Genomic DNA, 18,039 nt, shown 5'->3' with positions numbered 1-18,039 from the left:
ATAACAGTCATTCTCATGAAAAAGATATTATTTACAATAGCCATTGCTTTGGGGCTTTGGGCCTGTGACCTTAACCAGTTACCACAGGATGCGATTTCCCCCGAAACGTTTTTTAATACAGAAAACGACCTTCTGCTTTATACCAATTCATTTTATGGCGCATTGCCTTCGGCCGAAGATGTCTACAATGAAGACGTGGATAACGTTGTAAAAAACAGTCTTCGGGATGAGCTTCAGGGAACACGCATTGTGCCTACCAGTGGTGGGGGATGGAGTTGGGGTTCGTTACGGAATATCAACTATTTTTTGGCTAATTCAGGGAAATGTCCGGATAAAAAGGCAGTTGCCAAGTACAACGGACTCGCCCGTTTCTTCCGTGCGTATTTTTACTTTGGAATGGTCAAACGTTTCGGCGATGTGCCATGGTATTCGCAGACGATTGAAGTGAAGGATGAGGATTTGCTTAACCAGGCACGTGATCCGCGGGCGATGGTGATGGATTCGGTGATGGCGGATATTGACTATGCCATTGCGAATCTGGATGCTTCCCGTCAGGTAAGCGCCGTCACCAAATGGACAGCCCTTGCTTTGAAATCACGCATTGGACTTTATGAAGGAACTTTCCGTAAATATCACCCGGAGTATAAGCTTGCCAATGCCGATAAATTTTTGGACGCGGCGATTTCGGCATCTGAGGATCTGATGAAAAATAGTGGTTATTCAATTTATAAATCTACACCGGGCACCGCTTATCTTAAGCTCTTTTCATCGGATAATGCCATTGTCGACGAAGTAATTCTGGCGCGTGATTTCAGCGACGAATTGCAGGTTTACCACAACCTGAATTATTATACCATGACGGCTTCCTATGGAAAACCGGGTTTGGAAAAGAAGCTTGTCAACAGTTATTTAATGGCCGACGGATCACGTTTCACGGATGTAAAAGGTTATGAAACGATGCAATTTTACGACGAAGTGCAAAACCGTGATCCGCGTTTGGTACAGACCATCAGAACGCCGGGTTATACACGTATCGGAGAAACTGTCCAACTGGTTCCTGAGTTTGGCGCTACGGTTACCGGGTATCAGCTGATTAAATTTGTTTCTGCCCCTAAGTGGGATACTTTTAACAAAGACATTACGGACATGCCTGTTTTCCGGTATGCGGAGATACTTTTGAATTATGCAGAAGCCAAAGCAGAGAGAGGAACCTTAACGCAAGGTGACCTCGATAAGTCTGTTAAACTGATTCGAGACAGGGTAGGTATGCCGAATATCAACCTGGCTGATGCCAACAAAAATCCGGATCCCTATCAGGCGCAGCAATACACGCAGCTTACAGGAAATAATGTTGGAGTTATTCTGGAAATCCGCCGCGAGAGACGTGTGGAACTGGTGATGGAAAATTTCTTCCGCTGGGATGATGTTGTCCGTTGGAAGGAAGGGCAGCTTTTGACAAAGACGTACAAAGGTATGTATTTCCCCGGACCCGGAAGTTATGATCTGGATAAAAACGGAAAAATTGACCTGGTAATTTACGAGGGGGATAAACCAACCGTTGCCGGAGCGCAGATATTGAAACTGGGTAGTGAAATATTACTGGAAAACGGTAATAAAGGCGGAAGTATCGTGATCAATGGCCATATCAATAAGAAGTTTAATGAAGCCAGAGATTATCTTTACCCCATTCCAACCCAGGAGCTTTTATTGAATCCAAAACTGGTTCAGAATCCGGGCTGGTAGGTTTTAATGACAGCGTGAGAGAATGATAGAATGGGCAGTTCTCATTAAAAAATGGATGGGAACTGCTTATAACAAAAGAAACTTAATAAACTATTCCTAAATCCTTAATTGAATGCTTTCAGACAGACGATCCTTTCTTGAAAAAATGTCTCAGATCGGGGCACTGAGCCTGCTACCGGGCGTCTCCGCTTTGGCGGCCAATGCCGAAGAAAAAAACCATTTTGTGGTCGGCCCTTATCTTCAGAATATTGGTGCTGATGAAGTGACCGTGATGTGGATCACACATAAAAATTCTTTTAGCTGGGTGGAATATGGCGCGGGAGGGTATACCAGTAAAAGAGAGTTTGGTTATAATAACGGACTGATCGAGGCCAATAACAGAATTAACAAGATCACGCTGACCGGACTGAAGCCTGGAACGGACCATAAATACAGAATTGTCTCTACGGAAATTTTAGGGTATAAGGGTTCGAAAGTAGAGTTTGGGGAAACGATTACGAGTCCGATGTCCAGTTTTAAAACGCCGGCTGTTAGTGAGGACGAAGTGAAATTTGTGATCTTTAACGATATTCATGACCGGCCGCAAATTATCCCGCAACTGCTCTATCGCCATGGTTATACGGGCAATGTCAGAGATTACGATTTCGTGGTTTTTAACGGCGACTGCTTCGACTGGGTTACCGAAGAGCAGCAGCTTGTCGATCACCTGATCAAGCCGAGCACGGATATTTTCGCCAGTGAATTTCCTTTTATTCTTACGCAGGGAAACCATGAATGCCGGGGCAGCTTTTCCCGTCACATTCCGGAGTATTTTGCTTATCCCGACAATAAATTCTATTACGCATTTTCACGCGGCCCTATCCGGTTTGTGATCCTGGATTCGGGAGAAGACAAAACCGATGATAGCGTTGAGTACGGCGGTCTTTCTGCCTTTGACCGGTATCGTGAGATTCAGGCCAAATGGCTCGAAAAGGAAGTGGCGAGTGAAGAATTTAAAAAAGCGGATTTCAGGGTGGTACTTATCCACATTTCTCCCTACCATTCCGGCGACTGGCATGGCACCCTGCATTGCCAAAAAGTTTTTGGCCCGATCCTGAACAAGGCTAAAATCGATATCCAGATTTCCGGGCACACACATCGTTACATGACGCATGATGCCGATGCAACGCACAATTATCCGATCGTGATCGGGGGAGGGCCGCTTGAAGGCAACCGGACGCTGATCAAAGTCCGTGCGACGAAAAAAGAACTTAACCTTAAAATGATCAGGGACGACGGCCAGGTGGTTGGAAAATATGACATTGCCAGAAAAACAAAAATGTAGGATTCCCAAATTTTAAATCAATACGCAAACCTGATACCATGAAATTAGTTTTTAATATACTGTTGGCTTTTGCATGTTTAACTGCGCAGGCGGAAGGAACAGAAAATTCAATTCCGGCCAAAAAAACAAAAAATTTAAAGGTGATGAGCTACAATATTCATCACTGTAATCCGCCATCTGCCGGCGACAAGATCGATGTGGCTGCCATTGCGAAGGTTATTAACAATGAAAAACCGGATTTTGTAGCGTTGCAGGAAGTGGATGTCAATACCGAGCGGTCGGGAAAAGGGCTAAACCAGGCAAAGGAACTGGCGCGTCTGACGGGCATGAACTTCTTCTTTTCCAAAGCCATCGACCATCAGGGCGGAGATTACGGTGTAGCAGTTTTATCCAAATTTGCTATTCTGGATTCAACCAGATTTATTCTCCCTATTGACCCTGTTGTCAAAGGTGAAACAAGAACAATCGCCGCGGTAACCGTTGAAATTGCAAAAGGGAAAAAGGTGATTTTCGCCAGTACGCATCTGGATTTGAAAGAACAGAACAGACTTACTCAGGCCGAACTGATTGTGAAGCATTTTGAAAAATCGGGTTTGCCAATGATTTTGGCCGGCGATTTTAATGCTTTGCCGGATAGCAAAGTGATTCAGTATCTGGATAAAAACTTTACCAGAACTTGTCAGAAATGTGCTTTCACAATTCCTGTTGAGGTACCGGACCGGGCCATTGATTTTATCATGTACAAGCCTGAGGGGACTTTTCAAAGTATTTCAACGAGGGTTATTGATGAAAAATATGCTTCGGATCATTTGCCGGTTGTGGCTGAGCTGAAGGTTAAATAGTTCTCGTTTTACGTCAATAAAAAAGATCATGTCTTATCGATATGGTCTTTTTTTGTGCTAGTATGATGAATGGGAACAGATTCCATGGGGCGAATTGGGATGGGAGGGGTCCTGTCAGAATGATCATTTCCAGGGTAACATAGTTAAAGGGGGGGGATCTGATTTTCGTTAAATGCCCGCATCAGACAAATCCATACCGCCATTTCTGGGCGATTGCCATCGCCGTTTCGAGCATGAAAGGTTCCCATTTTTCAGTTTCCCAGGCAGAGTTTTTCAGGTTAGACACGTCCAGCAATTGTCTGGCGTGGTTCAAATCCAGCGCATTTTCCAGAATCTGTGATAACTGCTGCTGTTGATTGAACAGTGAAAGGTCTTCCACTGGTTTTGAAGGGATAATAAGTTCGTGCAGCGGCATGAATTTATTTTTTTCTTTTTGAGAAGATCGAATGGATTTATTGGTGACAATCTCATCCATGCTGAGAAAATCGGTGCGGAAGTTATCCCGGCTTTCTTCGGTATCAAGTGCGGTTCCCAGTTGTTCCAGAACCACATATTTAAGATTTGGGCATAACGGTATCGTAGCTTCCAACAGCTTGAAAACTGCCTCGGGAACACCGTTATCATGTGTGTCACGCCGAATCTTTTCGCCTGTTCTGGTCAATCGTTCATCCCAGCTTCCGCCTGAAATATGAATTTCTCTTACTTTTTCAAGCGGATAGAGGTTGATGATATCCTGGAAAGAAATATCGAAATTGTGTATCTGGCAGTATAAGTTATGGAGATCCAGAATGATAAACCCATTGACGCCGTCTGTCAGCTGGGATAGGAAATTTCCGTGTTTTTTAACTTCTTCCAACGAATAGGAAAATGCCAGATTTTCCAGTCCGACCGGACATTCGCAGGCCTCCTGAATCCTTTTTAGTCTGTCGGTTCCCAGCGCGAGTGTGCTTTGGGTAAAGGGTATGCTGATGGGAGCGCCCTTGTGAAAATCGGTTCCCGTCATAAATCCGAAGTGTTCGGAGATATGGTCAAATTTGAATTCTCTGGCGAAGGTCCGCAGGTTTTTCAGCCAGGATTCTTGTTCCGGCAGCCACTTCCCCGAAAAAATGGAAAAATAAACACCATGGCCGATTAACCTGTTCTGGTTGCCAAATTCTTTAACCAGATCCGTAAACCAGCCTGGTATTTCTTCGTATTTAAAAAGTGCATCGAACGACCATTCAATCGCCTGGATTTTCTCCTGTTCAAAAAGTGGCAGGGATGCCAATAAAATATTGGCATCCAGATTGCAGGCCACGGACGAGAAAATCTTTTCCATAACTATTTATGACTTTACAATATCAGCCCATTCCACACGCAGGGCATGGATCAACGTTTTTTGTTTTTGCTGATTTTTCTTTTTCTGGGTTCACGCCGTCGTCGCTGGAACAGGCGGCTATGCTCGTGATAACGACGGCAACGGCCATCGCCTGAAGTACAGTTTTTGAAATTTTCATGTGGCTAATGTTTTAAATTGACCAATTGGGTTGCCTGGAAAATGAACCCGGCTATTGTTCCGGCTCCTTGGATATAAGACTCCGTCAATATAAAATTGGTTGTAACCGATCCGTGTAATTTCTGGATTTTATTTGTGCGGGGAATAGCTTGAAGTAAAAAAAATACCAGGCTGCGACTGGCAGCCCGGTATGGCAAGTGTTAATGTAAAACCTCCTGATTCAGCATCTTCTCAAATTCTCTGACCGCTTTTCTGATCTGTTTGTCGGACACGCCACTGTATTGAATCTGTAACTTTCTCGATTGCTCATCGGTCAGCCTTTTTAATTTCCAGTATTTTGGATGGCTAAGCCCGATAGGAGGATGGAATTCTTCTTCTCTCTGATCCTTTACCAAAACTTCCGTTTCAATAACCACTTTCGACAGATCTGAAGCAAGTATTCCTTTTGTAATCACTTTTACTGTACGCCCTGTTTCCAGTTCGTAAATTTTTTCATTTTTCATTTCTTCAATTTGCTTTCCGGAACACAAAGTTATTCATTGAAATGGTCAATATTGACTACTTAATAAAAAGTTAATATAAATCACCGGCTGGATCCGGGTTGAATTGTAGCTGTTTTTTACCCGTCCGACGGAAAAAACCGTCGGACGGGTGTGGCTCGGGCATACCTGTCCGGCCGTCAGATCATCCATTTTCGTTCGGTGGTGAAAGAAATGGTCAGCCACATTTTGTAGTCACCTTTGATCTGGTCATACAGTTCCTGACGGATTAGGTCAAGGTCCCCGACCTTCATATCGGAAAGATGTTTTGGTAATAAAAAATCAATTTCAATCGTATAACTGCTGCCGGTTTTAGCTACCCGAACCAGAGAATCGGTAAAATTATACTTTTCGGCAAGCTGCTCCGATGCTTCGTGAATTCTCTCTTCGACCTCGTCATCGGGCGCAAATTGAAGCAACTCGCGTACATTTTTCCAAAAGGTCCTGGCAGGAATTCGTAGAAACAGAATGGAAATAATGACGACCATCGAAGGATCGAGATAGGGGATCATGTAAGCGAGCGAGGTGTCCTTTAAAAAATAAGCCAGTGAGAACCCTCCTAAAACGCCGAAGCTCAAAAGTGCATCCAGCTGCCATTCTGTGGATTCAATGCGGACATATTCGGATTGAAGCTGTGCTGCCTTGTTTTTAAAAAACAGCCACAAAAGGAAACAAACGACAATGGAGGAGATTAAATAGGGCAGGGCAATGCCAAGTTCCACGGCCTTTCCGCCATCCATGATGTCGATAACAGAAGTGGCGAGGGAATAAAGGCACAAAAATATGATGACCGAAGACTGGACGGTTATCGCAAAAGGCTCAAATTGAGAGCGACCGAAGGGCAGGTTATCATCGTCAGGTTTTCTGACGAAATTGTTGACGAGCAATGAGACGCCCGATAGACTTAATCCGACCATTGAAAACAGTGCGTCGAAAATGATCGCCTTGGAATCTCCGATAATACCCACCACGATCGCCCAAATGGTTAATGCGGAGCCGGTGGCTATGGAAAGTTTAATGAGTTTTCTCTCCTGAATTCGTTTTTGCCGGGGATTCATAATTGGAAAGACGGTCGCTGTATTTCTAGATCCTGATCTGAAAACAAATAAAAGAGGATTATGGTTGTTTGAAGCTAAATATACCGATTTTTAAAACTAGAAAATACCTACTTTCAACTTAATCGTCCCTTTTATCGCGGATTCATGTTCGGGCATATAGGTGATATTGACTTTGCTGTTGTCCTGATTTCCATGGAAATCTCTTCGTAAAGTGCCGTGGATATCACCGGCTGGAAATTTAATGATCTCAGAATGCGTCCTTTTGAAAGATTTACTGTCATGGGAAGCCTTATGATAGTAATCAAGTTTTAAGCCATAATCGTCATTTGCATAGCCTTCTACCTTAATGACCAACGCGCTGTTGCCCGACTTGTGCGGGTTTTCCCAGATTGTTTTGGTAGCGCCAAGTTCATGAATATAATACTCATCATATTCCGGCGAAAGATAGAGGTAGGCGCCACCTGAAAACAGCAGCAGCAGTGAAAAGATTATAAGGAGCCATTCCTTTTTGTTAATCCAGATCATATCAGGTTCGATTTGTTCAGTTGCACAAAGTTATTCAATGAAAACGTAGCTCGTAGCGACTTAACAATTTGATAATCTGGAGCAGGACCTAGACAAGATCATTGCGATAGCTGAGGTTGTACATAATACCTCGCGCGATCTCCCGAATCACGGAATGTGACAGCTGTTTTTATTGATATGGCGTTGATTGTTTGGTGTCGTTTGTACATATATACTAAACAGTAATTTTATTGGTACATTTGAGTTTGGTGGGGTGATGATACAAATATTGCCGTGTGGTATTTATTTAAACATTGTGTCAATTATAAATATTTGTAAACATATTGCCTGTTTTAGTCCATATTATTAACCATAAGTTAACTAATACTATAATATTGTTTTAATAACTTTTGTTTTATACTCCTTTTAATTTCAAAAAGTACTTCATGGAATTATCGATAATTTTTAGCGTATTATTTTTATAAATATTTAATTGTTTACAAATACTTAACATTATAGTAACTATATTTAGCTGAGTAATTATTTTCTTTGTCCTATTACTAATCCTAATCACTACTACGTAATGTATTTCACTTCTATTCCTAAGCGAACAGTGCTGCTGGTGCTGTTGTTTCTTTGGTCTCTGCAAGGTTGGGGACAATCAAAAATCACAGGGAAGGTCAGCGATGCTACCGGTCCGCTTCCCGGAATTTCAGTTATTAATAAGACGTCCTTAAAAGGAACATCGACTTCCGTGGACGGTACGTACGCACTGTTCGCCAACAATGGCGATCTATTGGAGTTTAGAGCATTGGGTTTTGTTACGGAGGCACTTGCTGTTGGCAGCAATTCTGTGCTGGATATTACTTTGAAAGCGGATCAAACTTCCCTTAACGAGGTTGTTGTGACGGCTCTTGGTATTAAAAAGGAGAAAAAAGCACTCGGTTATGCGGTGCAGGAAGTAAAGGGGAGCAGCATGGTGAAAGCCCGGGAGTCCAACGCCATCGCGTCGCTCGCAGGGAAAGTAGCCGGTTTGACGATCGCGCAGGGAACGGATCTTTTTTCGTCCCCGAACGTAACATTACGTGGGCGTAAGGGTATTTTGTATGTAGTTGACGGTGTTCCTGTTAATACGGATTCCTGGAACCTAAGCCCGGATGATATCGAAACGTACTCGGTGTTGAAAGGTGCGAGTGCGGCGGCCTTATATGGTAACAGAGGCGGTAATGGTGCTATTGTTATCACAACCAAGAAAGGCTCTTCCAATAAAAAAGGATTTCAGGTTGATTTTAATTCCAGTACGCAATTGCAAACGGGTTACAACGCCATTCCTGAATACCAAACAGAGTATGGTCCGGGAAGTGATTATAAGTATGCCTTTAAAGATGGCCGTGGCGGTGGTATCAATGATAATGACTACAATATCTGGGGACCGCGTTTCGAAGGTCAGCCGATTACGCAGTACAACAGCCCTAAGGATGCAAGCGGCAACCTCGTAGCACTTCCCTGGCTTGCTCGCGGAAAAGACAACCTGAAAAACTTTCTGCGTGACGGGTTGTTGAGTACCAATAACTTATCGATTTCCAATAAGAGTGAATTCGGAGATTTTCGTTTATCGGTTTCGCAGATGTTTCAGCGCGGGACGGTGCCAAATACCAAATTGGGCGGGACGAATGTGAATATTTCAGGTGGTATTAACGCCGGGAAAAAGATGCGGATTGATGCCAGCATCAACTACAACAGGCAGTATTCTCCCAATTATCCAACCCTGGGTTACGGTCCGAACAGCCCGATTTACATTTTCACGGTTTGGGGTGGTGTTGATTATGACGTAAATGATCTGCGCAATTACTGGCAGCCTGGAAAGGAAAATGTACAGCAGTACAACCGTGAATATACGATCTACGATAACCCCTGGATGACGGCACATGAGGCATTGAAAACGTACAATAAAAATGACGTTTACGGTTTTGTACAGTTGAACTACAAACTTACAGACAAGCTTACTTTTAATGCCAGATCCAATGTAAGTACCTGGAACAGAAGACGTACAAACAGGGCTCCGATTTCTTCGAATCTTTACAATTTCGGGTTCGGTAACCAGGTGGGAGGTTATAATGAGAATTACGATACTTTCTGGGAAAACAATACGGAAGCGTCTGTTAAATATGAGAACCGGTTCATGGATCATTTTGGGCTGAATGCTTCGCTTTACGGAAATTTGAGATCTGTGAAGGTGACGGCCTTGAGTGGTACTACAAACAAAGGGCTTATTGTCCCTGGCGTTTATGATTTATCCAACTCGGTTCAGCCGGCAACTTCTGGAAATGACTGGGGGAAACGTCAGGTAGGAAGTGTTTATGGTTTTGTGGATCTTGACTACAACGATTTTCTTTATCTGAGTTTAACTGGCCGTGCAGACCGTTCTTCAACGATGCCAAAGAAAAACAATACGTATTTTTATCCGTCAGCGTCATTAAGCGCGGTACTTTCTGAGGTGATTAAATTCCCGGAAACCGTTTCTTTCGTAAAACTTCGCGGATCTTATGCGAATGTGGCCAGTGACTTTGTCGATGAAAATGATCAGTACGATATCTACAAATTACTCCCGACATACAGCACAAGCGGTCGCTGGAATAATACGTATACAGGTGTAGGTTATACAGGAACGTTATACAATCCGGATTTGCAGGCGGCGCGGGTTAAGACGATGGAAGCTGGTTTGGAAATGAGGTTTTTCCATAATCGTCTGACTGTCGACGGAGCGGTGTACCGAAATATCGAAGGGCCGGGTATTGTTAATGTACCGACTTCGATCACATCCGGGGTGTCGGCGATTCAGGGCAATGCGTATACCTACATCAGAAAAGGCGTAGAACTGACTGTCGAAGGTAATGTTGTGAAAACGGACAATTTCTCCTGGAATGTTTCGGCAAACTGGTCAACAAACCATAGGTGGCTCGACAAAATTGACGGCAAACAGATCCGAGACAGCAACAACGGAAACATAAAAGTAGGTGACCGTGCGGACGGATATTTTATTACTGATTTCCAGCGTGATGCGCAGGGCGGAATCATCGTAGGCTCAAACGGTATGCCAGCCTACAATCCATACAGAACGAAAGTGGGCAGTTACGACAATAAATTTACGGCTGGAATTAACAACAGTTTTTCTTATAAATCATTCGTATTCAGCTTCCAGGTTGACGGACGTTTTGGTGGCAAGATCAATAACTACATGTATACCAAGCAATTTGGTAGCGGAACTGCACCGGAATCAGCTAACGAGTATCGTTTGAAAGACTGGAATAACCGCGATACCAAAGGATACAAAGGAAGTGTTATGACGACTGGCCAGCGCATTGTGAAGGGGCAGCTTAACACGGATCAGGACGGAAAAGTAATATCGGATACCCGTGAATTTACAACAAATGATGTGCCGGTATTATGGCAGGCCTGGGCTACCAATTATTACCAGTCGAATTATGTAGCGGCCAAGAGCAGAAGTTATGTGAAGCTGCGGGAAGTGATCGTGAGTTATAATATTCCAAAACAATTATTGGAAAAACTACATTTTGCATCGTCGGCCAGTATCTCGCTTGTGGGTAGAAACCTCTTGTATTTCACGGGAAAATACACGAGAAATATTGACCTGGACAAGTATACGAACGGCGATACAATCACGGATTTTCAGACGCCTTCCGTGAAAAGTTTTGGCGCAAACCTTAACCTGACATTCTAACCGAACATTCCTATGAAACGTATAAAATTTTTTATCCTGTCATGCGTGATCTGCCTGACATCCTGTGAAGACATCACAGAATTGCAAAAGGATCCGGCTGCGATTCTTGCGCCTTCTTCGGATCTGATTTTGGCCGGTATTCTTATGAACGGTAGCACTTATGACGCGCCATGGAGTACGGACCACCGCCATAATCAATACATGACCCAGAACGAAGCCTATTATGAAGGGCAGGCTTATGGCTGGACAACGGCTTCCTTTGACGGTACTTATGTTAACTTGCGAAACGTAAACCAAATGGAGATTGCCGCCGAAAAAATCGGAGATCTGGGACTGCCATACAAGGCGTTGGGCAAATTTCTAAAAGCTTATTTTTACAGCCGTGGCACAGAGATTTTTGGAGACATGCCTATGTCTGAGGCGATGCTAGGCGCAAGTGATGCTAATTTTAAGCCAAAGTATGACAGTCAGAAGGACATCTATATTCAGGTACTTAAATGGTTGGATGAAGCCAATGCTGAGCTGACTCCGTTGGTTGCCAAGAAAGCAACGGTTTCTAACGATTTTGTTTACAACGGAGATTTGGCCAAGTGGCAGAAACTGGTTAATTCGTACAAATTGAGGGTTTTAACCAGCCTTAGCAAACGCGCGGATGACACCCCTGAGCTGAATGTAAAACAGCAGTTTACGGCCATTGTGAGTGATCCGGTTAAGTATCCGCTGATCCTGACCAATGCGGAGAACTTTCAAATTGTTTACAATACTTTTAATACCTATCCACTTTGGCCATCCAATGGTGTGGTTATAAAAACGGATAAGAGAAATACGCTGGGTGCGACTTTCACCGATATTGCCAAAGTGACCAGAGACCCGCGTTTATTGATTGTTGCCTCACCCGCGGAAGCTTTGAAAACAAATACGGATGTGTTTGCACGGTACGTTGGCGGAAAAACGGGTGATTTACAGTCGACTTTGCTGGATCAGGCGGGAAAAGGATTGTTGTCGATGATCAACTTTGACTACTGGGTAACTTCGGCTGCCGGCCTTCCTGCTATCCAACTTGGCGCACATGAGGTTCATTTCAACATCGCAGAGGCAATTAATCGGGGATGGGTTACTGGAAATGCTGCGGATTATTACAAAAAAGGTATTGAAGAATCGATGAAGTTTTATGGTATAGCACAAACGGCCATCGATGCCTTTGTAGCCCAAAACGCATATCCCGGAAACACCACGGAAGGTCTGAACAAGATTTTGGAACAAAAGTACATGGCTTTCTTTGAGAATTCGGGTCGCCAGGCTTTTTACAACAACCGTCGTACAGGCGTGCCCAAGTTTGATATCGGACTTTCAAATGCCAATAATAACCAGATTCCCGTTCGCTGGGCTTATCCTACTTCTGAGTACTCGACCAATGAAGTGAATGTAAAAGCTTCGATTCAAGCTCAGTTCAAAGGTGCTGATACGCAAAACGTAGTGATGTGGCTGATTAAATAACCATAAGCAGCTGTTAGCAATTAGCTATATGTGATTAGTTCAGCAACCGGATGATTAATAGCTTATTATAAAAATCGATAATAAACTAATTTTTCACTACTACTTAATTTAAATTAACTTCATTCCGGATTTTGGCGTCCGGGATGAAGTTAATCATCAACAAACCAAAGACCTGAACCTTTAATTAATCTTTCAAATCATGAGAAACAGTTTATTGATCTTTGCTTTACTGGCTTGCAGTACTTTTAGTTACGGGCAAAAGAAAGCGAAAAATGTGGTCCTAATTTCGCTGGACGGTTATCGTTGGCAGGAGGTTTTCAACGGAGCGGATTCTGTATTGTTGTTTAACAAGAAATACCGGAGCCAGGATTCTGCGGCCTTATTTAAAAAATACTGGGCTAATTCGGATGAGGAGAGAAGGGAAAAACTGATGCCATTTTTTTGGAATACGATCGGACAAAAGGGACAGTTGTATGGAAACCGGGATTTGGGAAGTCAGGTTAATGTTAAAAATAAATACTGGTTTTCGTATCCGGGACGCAGCGAAACGCTTTGCGGCTATTACGATCCGCAGGTGAACAGCAACAGTTATCCAAACAACCCAAACGAAAACGTACTTGAATTTTTCAACAAGCAAAAAGGGTATGAGGGCAAAGTGGTTGCGTTCGCTTCCTGGGAGCCCGTGGCGAAAATTGTTAACCGGGACAGAAATAAAATGCTGGTCAACGTGCCGGGAGAGGAAGTTAAAGGGGCAAATTTGACCGACGCACAAAAACTGGCGAACGAACAGCAACATTATCTGCCTGAGTATTTTGGTTCTGAAATCCGTTTCGATGTACACACCTATGCGCTGACAAAATCTTACATTGCAGCCAATCATCCAAAAGTTGTCCATATTGATTTTGCAGATCCCGACAACTTTGGGCATGCGGGCCAGTATGATTCATTTTTGGACGCAGGGCATTATCTGGACGCCATGATTGGCAATCTTTGGAATACCATGCAGCAGGATCCTTTTTATAAGGACAATACCGTGTTTTTGATTTATCCTGATCACGGGCGTGGTGTGGGCAGTCATTGGACAGGGCACGGGACTTCGGCGCCGCGTTCGAATGAAACCTGGCTTGCCGTCATTGGAGCGGGTATTCCAGCGAAAGGAGAAATGAAAAACAATGCGCAGATCTATCAGGATCAGATCGCGCAGACTGCGGCACAATTGCTGGGTTTTAAATTTACAGCGAACCATACGGTAGGAGAACCGGTGCCGACCGTTTTTAAATGATCTTATTTTTTAGTTAAGTAGTGGTGAAAAATTAGTTTATATTATTGATTTTTATAGTAAGCTATTAATCATCCGGTTACTGAGCTAATCGCCTATAGCTAATTGCCAACGGCTACTTATAATACTTAAAACCATGGAGCAACGTCGTCGCTTTATCAAAAAAATAGGTTTTATCGCAACAGCAGCATTAACATCATCCAATGTTTTTGCTATTCCTGTCAACAACCAAAGTACGAAAAAACTTAGGTTTGGATTAATTTCTGATTTGCATCATCTGCAATTTGGGCAGGATGAAGTACCCAGGTTGAAAAGTTTTATGGACGAGGTTGTAAAAACGAAGCCAGACTTCATTATCCAGTGCGGTGATTTTTGCCGGGCGCAAAAGTCGGATGGGATTATGGCGGAATGGAACCGTTTCCATGGTCCAAAATACCATGTCTTGGGAAACCATGACATGGATCTTTGCAGTAAGGAAACCATCATGAAGTTCTGGGATATGCCCAAACGGTATTATTCGTTTGATCAGGGTGGCTATCATTTTGTGGTGATGGACCGGAATTTTCTGAAAAAGGACGATGGAACTTTGGTGGATTATAACACCTCAAACTGGGGGCCGCTGCCGGCTCCCAAACGAAGTTTCACAGACAAGGAGCAGCTCAATTGGTTAAAAGAAGATTTAGCCGCTGCCAAATTTCCTGTTGTCGTATTTATGCACCAGCCTGTTTTTCTGAGTGATTATTTTGACGAAATCGGCAATGCGGATGAGATTTTGAAAATTTTTGATCAGGCCAATTTTATTGCAAAAAAGCGGGGGAGCATAGCAAGGGTAACGGCTGTTTTCATGGGGCACGATCACGACGACCGCTATGGTGAGCGGAATGGGGTACATTATTTTATCGTCAATAGCGCTTCTTATGTTTATCAGGGGCACGCGCACTTTTACAACGAGTCGCTTTTCGCCTTTGTAACGCTGGATCCCAAGGGGAAAATGACCGTGGAAGGCCGAAGCACAACATACAGAACCGGCACGCCTGAGGACATACAAATTACTTTTCCATCGAAAATCAGTGACCGGGACTTGATATTATAGTCCCGATACACGCCTTTTCAAAGAAATAATTTTCACTCCTTTCAGGGGGAAATTATTGATCCGGTTGCTTTACAAGAACGCCCTTGCTTTCGGGTGTACGGCGTTCTTTTTTTTCTGCATAGGCAACCTTACTTTCTTCAAAAGACTACTTCCATTTGAACCCATGTCGGCGACCGTTTTTATCTAGGTTGTTGTTGCGTTACACAATGTACCATTCCTCCATTTTGGTATAAATTTCTAACGTCAATTCCGACAACTGTTCGTGTGGGATAAAGTGTTTGAATTATTCCGTTTGCAATGGCATCATTCGGGTCGTTGTAGTTTGGTACAAGAACTTTATTATTGGCAATATAATAGTTTACATACGAGCCTTTGTAACCTAAATTCGTTCCATTTGTGGTTACTACATTGTTTTGTGTTAATGGAACTTTCAAAAATGTATAAGCCATGCCACTTTTGTTTTTGGCGGATAAAAGTTTGTTTATATCAGATTGCTTTACGTCAAAATCCAATAAGTCGTTTTGTTCCATCGTTACAATGGTTGTCGCATTCCCAAATCGGGCAAATCCGTCAACATGTTGGTCTGTAAGTTCAAGTCCTGCTTGGCCATCAAGCCAGATAAAGTTTGTGACACCTAAATATTTTGTAAAAATTGCCTCGGATTGTGCTTGTGTCATTCCTGGGTTTCTGTTGCTGTTCAGAATTGAACTTTTACACGCCATCAAAGTTCCGTTGCCGTCAATTTCTACACTTCCGCCTTCATTTATCATGATGGAATTTATATCAATTAATGTTCTACCTTGGTCGGCTGCAATCTTTGAAGGAATGGTGTTGCAGTTTGAAAAGCCAATTGGAAGCCCTGACTGGTCGTCGGTTTTTTGTCCCCAGGCATTAAATCCCCAATCTTGTATAACCAAATCCCCATTTTTATCCTTGGCGTAAATTGGCCCGTTATCCCTTACCCACACATCATCTGTTTTATAAATTTTGAAATCTACATTGGTTAATGAAACGCTTGCAGCATTCAACAATGCAATAATTCGGTCTTTTTCAGTTTGGTTGTAGGCAATAATGTGAACTTTTTCACTTGTTACCAATTCTTTTGTCATAGATACCCAAGTTTGGTCTAAACTGTTACGGTAAGCCACTCCATATTGATATTGGTGCGGCCATTGGAGCCAAGTTCCTTCGTGTGTTTCTGATTCTTCGGGCATTGTAAAAAGAATTTCCGAAGTTGTCGCCGGTTCTTGTTCATCGGCTTCGCTGCAAGCGAAAAGAGCTGTCAAAATTGTCATGAGTAGAAATATCATTTTATTCATGTTGCCAAATTGTTGTTATAAACAGATAATTTGTTTGCGACTGCTTTGATACCTGATTTTTTGAATATTAGAGCTACTCGCATTTACCTTCAAGGACGGTATTTTATTTAAGTATGCAGTATTCCGGTAAATACTATGCCTGACTATGACTGTTTATAACCTTTGCCCGATCCGGCGAATTGTAAGCGGTTTCCGGTATTTCTGCCAGGGCAGAAGTGTGGACATTTTCGCCCAAACTATAATATTGCTGAAAACTCATGATCAGCGGCTTCCACTTATCGGGGTCAACGCGGTTGATTTGGCCGTCCATCAGTAACGATTCCTCAATATGGACATTTTGGACGCGTAATTCAAAGGTCACGATACGGCCCCGCATGTCAATGTCGCCTTCCGCCAAACCGTGTACGGCCTCAACCACGGCTTCCATTTGAACGGGGCATTGTTTTACCCTGGGTGCCAAAACAGTTTCTGAAACCTGCCTGGTGAAGCCGGCTATTTCAAATTTATGTTCTTCGAAACGGTATCCGTTTGACGTTTTCCAATCAGGCACGGGATTGACACCCGTAGTTTTTGCTAACTTATTTACCTGACACACTTCGTTGACGGAAGGTAAATTCAGTACGCATTGCTTCGTTCGCATGAGGTTCTTTACAGTTTGTGCACTCGCCCCCAAGCCAATAACACAACGCCAGCCAAGCCAGAATATGGAAGACATCGGAGCAAGATTATCGGTCCCGTTTTCATTTTTGGTACTGATCAGCACGACCGGTGTACCGAAATACAAAATCGAAGGTTTGCTGTTGATATGCATGCGCGGATAGTTTAGGATGTAATTGATAGCACAAAACTATCTCGTTTGGCTGGCGGGGTAAACCTGATTCTTGCGTTGTTGGGTTTGGGTCGGTCGAAAACCGGTGAGGCTGGGACGCAGTCGGGAGGCTCCGCCGAACGGGATAGCTACGTGTAAAATCATTATTTGCAAGTAGGGCAAATATCTTATTTTAATGTCTTTAAATTGCAATCTAATTTCAAGCACTAAAGACATTATAAAGGCATATGGAACAATCAGTTTTTGCAAGGAAAGCCACACAAGAAGATGTATATCCAATTTTAAGGCTAGCCAATCAGCTTAGTGAGGCGATCTGTGTATCAGAGTCCTATTTGCAAAACAATCTCACGCAGTTTATTGAAAATGAAAAGCACTGTTTGCTTGTTGCTGTGCAAAATGAAACTATCGTTGGATATGTGTCGGGTTATTTTCACGATGCTATTTACGCCAGTGGGCTGGTTGCTTATGTTGATGAGATAGTTGTTGATGCTTCAGTCAGAACAATGAAAATTGGATCAATGTTAATGACTTGTTTCGAGGATATTAGTAAGGAAAATGGTTGCGTACTTGTTTCCTTAGCAACCTTTGGAGCAAAAGGTTTTTATGAAACACTCGGGTATGAGTCTAAGGCGGGCTACTTCAAGAAATGGTTACATTGACGTTGCTACATTTGTTTGGAGGCAGAAATAGGCAGATTTAATATTTCAACTAAATTTGACTATGAGAAAACGACGGGTGTTTGACGAATCTTTTAAAAGGATGGCATTGGAACTGT

15 protein-coding genes are annotated in these 18,039 nt (G+C 43.1%); 9 read left to right on the top strand and 6 right to left on the bottom strand.

Annotated features, from left to right (window positions below; translation table 11 throughout):
• Positions 1-15: 15 nt before the first annotated feature.
• The 3 genes from RB622_RS13265 to RB622_RS13255 all read left to right on the top strand — a co-directional run bounded on the left by RB622_RS13265 (position 16) and on the right by RB622_RS13255 (position 3,909).
• Positions 16-1,743, top strand: a complete 1,728-nt coding sequence (locus RB622_RS13265) for a RagB/SusD family nutrient uptake outer membrane protein (protein WP_308047043.1) — start codon at positions 16-18, stop codon at positions 1,741-1,743.
• A 112-nt stretch (positions 1,744-1,855) separates the two neighbouring features.
• A complete protein-coding gene (locus RB622_RS13260; protein WP_308047042.1) occupies positions 1,856-3,067 on the top strand; it encodes a metallophosphoesterase in 1,212 nt (403 codons plus the stop codon).
• Positions 3,068-3,105: 38 nt separating this feature from the next.
• Entirely contained in the window at positions 3,106-3,909 is an 804-nt protein-coding gene (locus tag RB622_RS13255; protein WP_308047041.1) for an endonuclease/exonuclease/phosphatase family protein, read from the top strand.
• Between the two features lie 181 nt (positions 3,910-4,090).
• Here RB622_RS13255 and RB622_RS13250 read toward each other — a convergent pair whose 3' ends face one another.
• On the bottom strand, positions 4,091-5,227 hold the full coding sequence (locus RB622_RS13250) for a DUF692 family multinuclear iron-containing protein (protein ID WP_308047040.1): 1,137 nt from the start codon (positions 5,225-5,227) through the stop codon (positions 4,091-4,093).
• Between the two features lie 8 nt (positions 5,228-5,235).
• On the opposite strand from RB622_RS13250, the gene RB622_RS13245 reads away from it, so the two are divergent.
• Complete coding sequence (locus RB622_RS13245) at positions 5,236-5,382, top strand: hypothetical protein (protein ID WP_308047039.1); 147 nt, start codon at positions 5,236-5,238, stop codon at positions 5,380-5,382.
• 222 nt (positions 5,383-5,604) lie between these two features.
• Here RB622_RS13245 and RB622_RS13240 read toward each other — a convergent pair whose 3' ends face one another.
• The 3 genes from RB622_RS13240 to RB622_RS13230 all read right to left on the bottom strand — a co-directional run bounded on the left by RB622_RS13240 (position 5,605) and on the right by RB622_RS13230 (position 7,526).
• Positions 5,605-5,907: a hypothetical protein gene (locus RB622_RS13240; protein WP_308047038.1), complete on the bottom strand. Its 303-nt coding sequence runs from the start codon at positions 5,905-5,907 to the stop codon at positions 5,605-5,607.
• Positions 5,908-6,083: 176 nt separating this feature from the next.
• Positions 6,084-7,001 (bottom strand): cation diffusion facilitator family transporter, encoded by a 918-nt coding sequence (locus RB622_RS13235; RefSeq protein ID WP_308047037.1) that lies wholly within the window; start codon positions 6,999-7,001, stop codon positions 6,084-6,086.
• A gap of 96 nt (positions 7,002-7,097) precedes the next feature.
• Complete coding sequence (locus RB622_RS13230; protein ID WP_308047036.1) at positions 7,098-7,526, bottom strand: hypothetical protein; 429 nt, start codon at positions 7,524-7,526, stop codon at positions 7,098-7,100.
• A gap of 562 nt (positions 7,527-8,088) precedes the next feature.
• Between RB622_RS13230 and RB622_RS13225 the strand changes: the two genes are divergently transcribed.
• From RB622_RS13225 to RB622_RS13210, 4 genes are all read left to right on the top strand, one after another.
• Entirely contained in the window at positions 8,089-11,247 is a 3,159-nt protein-coding gene (locus RB622_RS13225) for a SusC/RagA family TonB-linked outer membrane protein (RefSeq protein ID WP_308047035.1), read from the top strand.
• 12 nt (positions 11,248-11,259) lie between these two features.
• Entirely contained in the window at positions 11,260-12,744 is a 1,485-nt protein-coding gene (locus RB622_RS13220; RefSeq protein ID WP_308047034.1) for a SusD/RagB family nutrient-binding outer membrane lipoprotein, read from the top strand.
• Between the two features lie 199 nt (positions 12,745-12,943).
• Complete coding sequence (locus RB622_RS13215) at positions 12,944-14,026, top strand: alkaline phosphatase family protein (RefSeq protein WP_308047033.1); 1,083 nt, start codon at positions 12,944-12,946, stop codon at positions 14,024-14,026.
• Between the two features lie 133 nt (positions 14,027-14,159).
• The gene (locus RB622_RS13210; protein ID WP_308047032.1) at positions 14,160-15,116 is read left to right on the top strand and encodes a metallophosphoesterase; all 957 of its coding nucleotides are present in this window, start codon (positions 14,160-14,162) and stop codon (positions 15,114-15,116) included.
• Between the two features lie 179 nt (positions 15,117-15,295).
• On the opposite strand, the gene RB622_RS13205 is transcribed toward RB622_RS13210, so the two are convergent.
• Together RB622_RS13205 and RB622_RS13200 are read right to left on the bottom strand one after the other, a co-directional pair.
• Entirely contained in the window at positions 15,296-16,435 is a 1,140-nt protein-coding gene (locus tag RB622_RS13205) for an agmatine deiminase family protein (RefSeq protein ID WP_308047031.1), read from the bottom strand.
• Between the two features lie 133 nt (positions 16,436-16,568).
• Positions 16,569-17,246, bottom strand: coding sequence for a flavin reductase family protein (locus RB622_RS13200; protein WP_308047030.1), 678 nt, complete (start codon positions 17,244-17,246; stop codon positions 16,569-16,571).
• Positions 17,247-17,491: 245 nt separating this feature from the next.
• Here RB622_RS13200 and RB622_RS13195 point away from each other — a divergent pair, with 245 nt between their 5' ends.
• A complete protein-coding gene (locus RB622_RS13195; RefSeq protein WP_308047029.1) occupies positions 17,492-17,923 on the top strand; it encodes a GNAT family N-acetyltransferase in 432 nt (143 codons plus the stop codon).
• Positions 17,924-18,039 lie beyond the last annotated feature (116 nt).

This window comes from Dyadobacter sp. LHD-138, assembly GCF_030929615.1.
Lineage (GTDB): Bacteria > Bacteroidota > Bacteroidia > Cytophagales > Spirosomataceae > Dyadobacter.
Note: the sequence above shows the minus strand (reverse complement) of the source record. Positions and strands in the feature narration are given on the sequence as shown.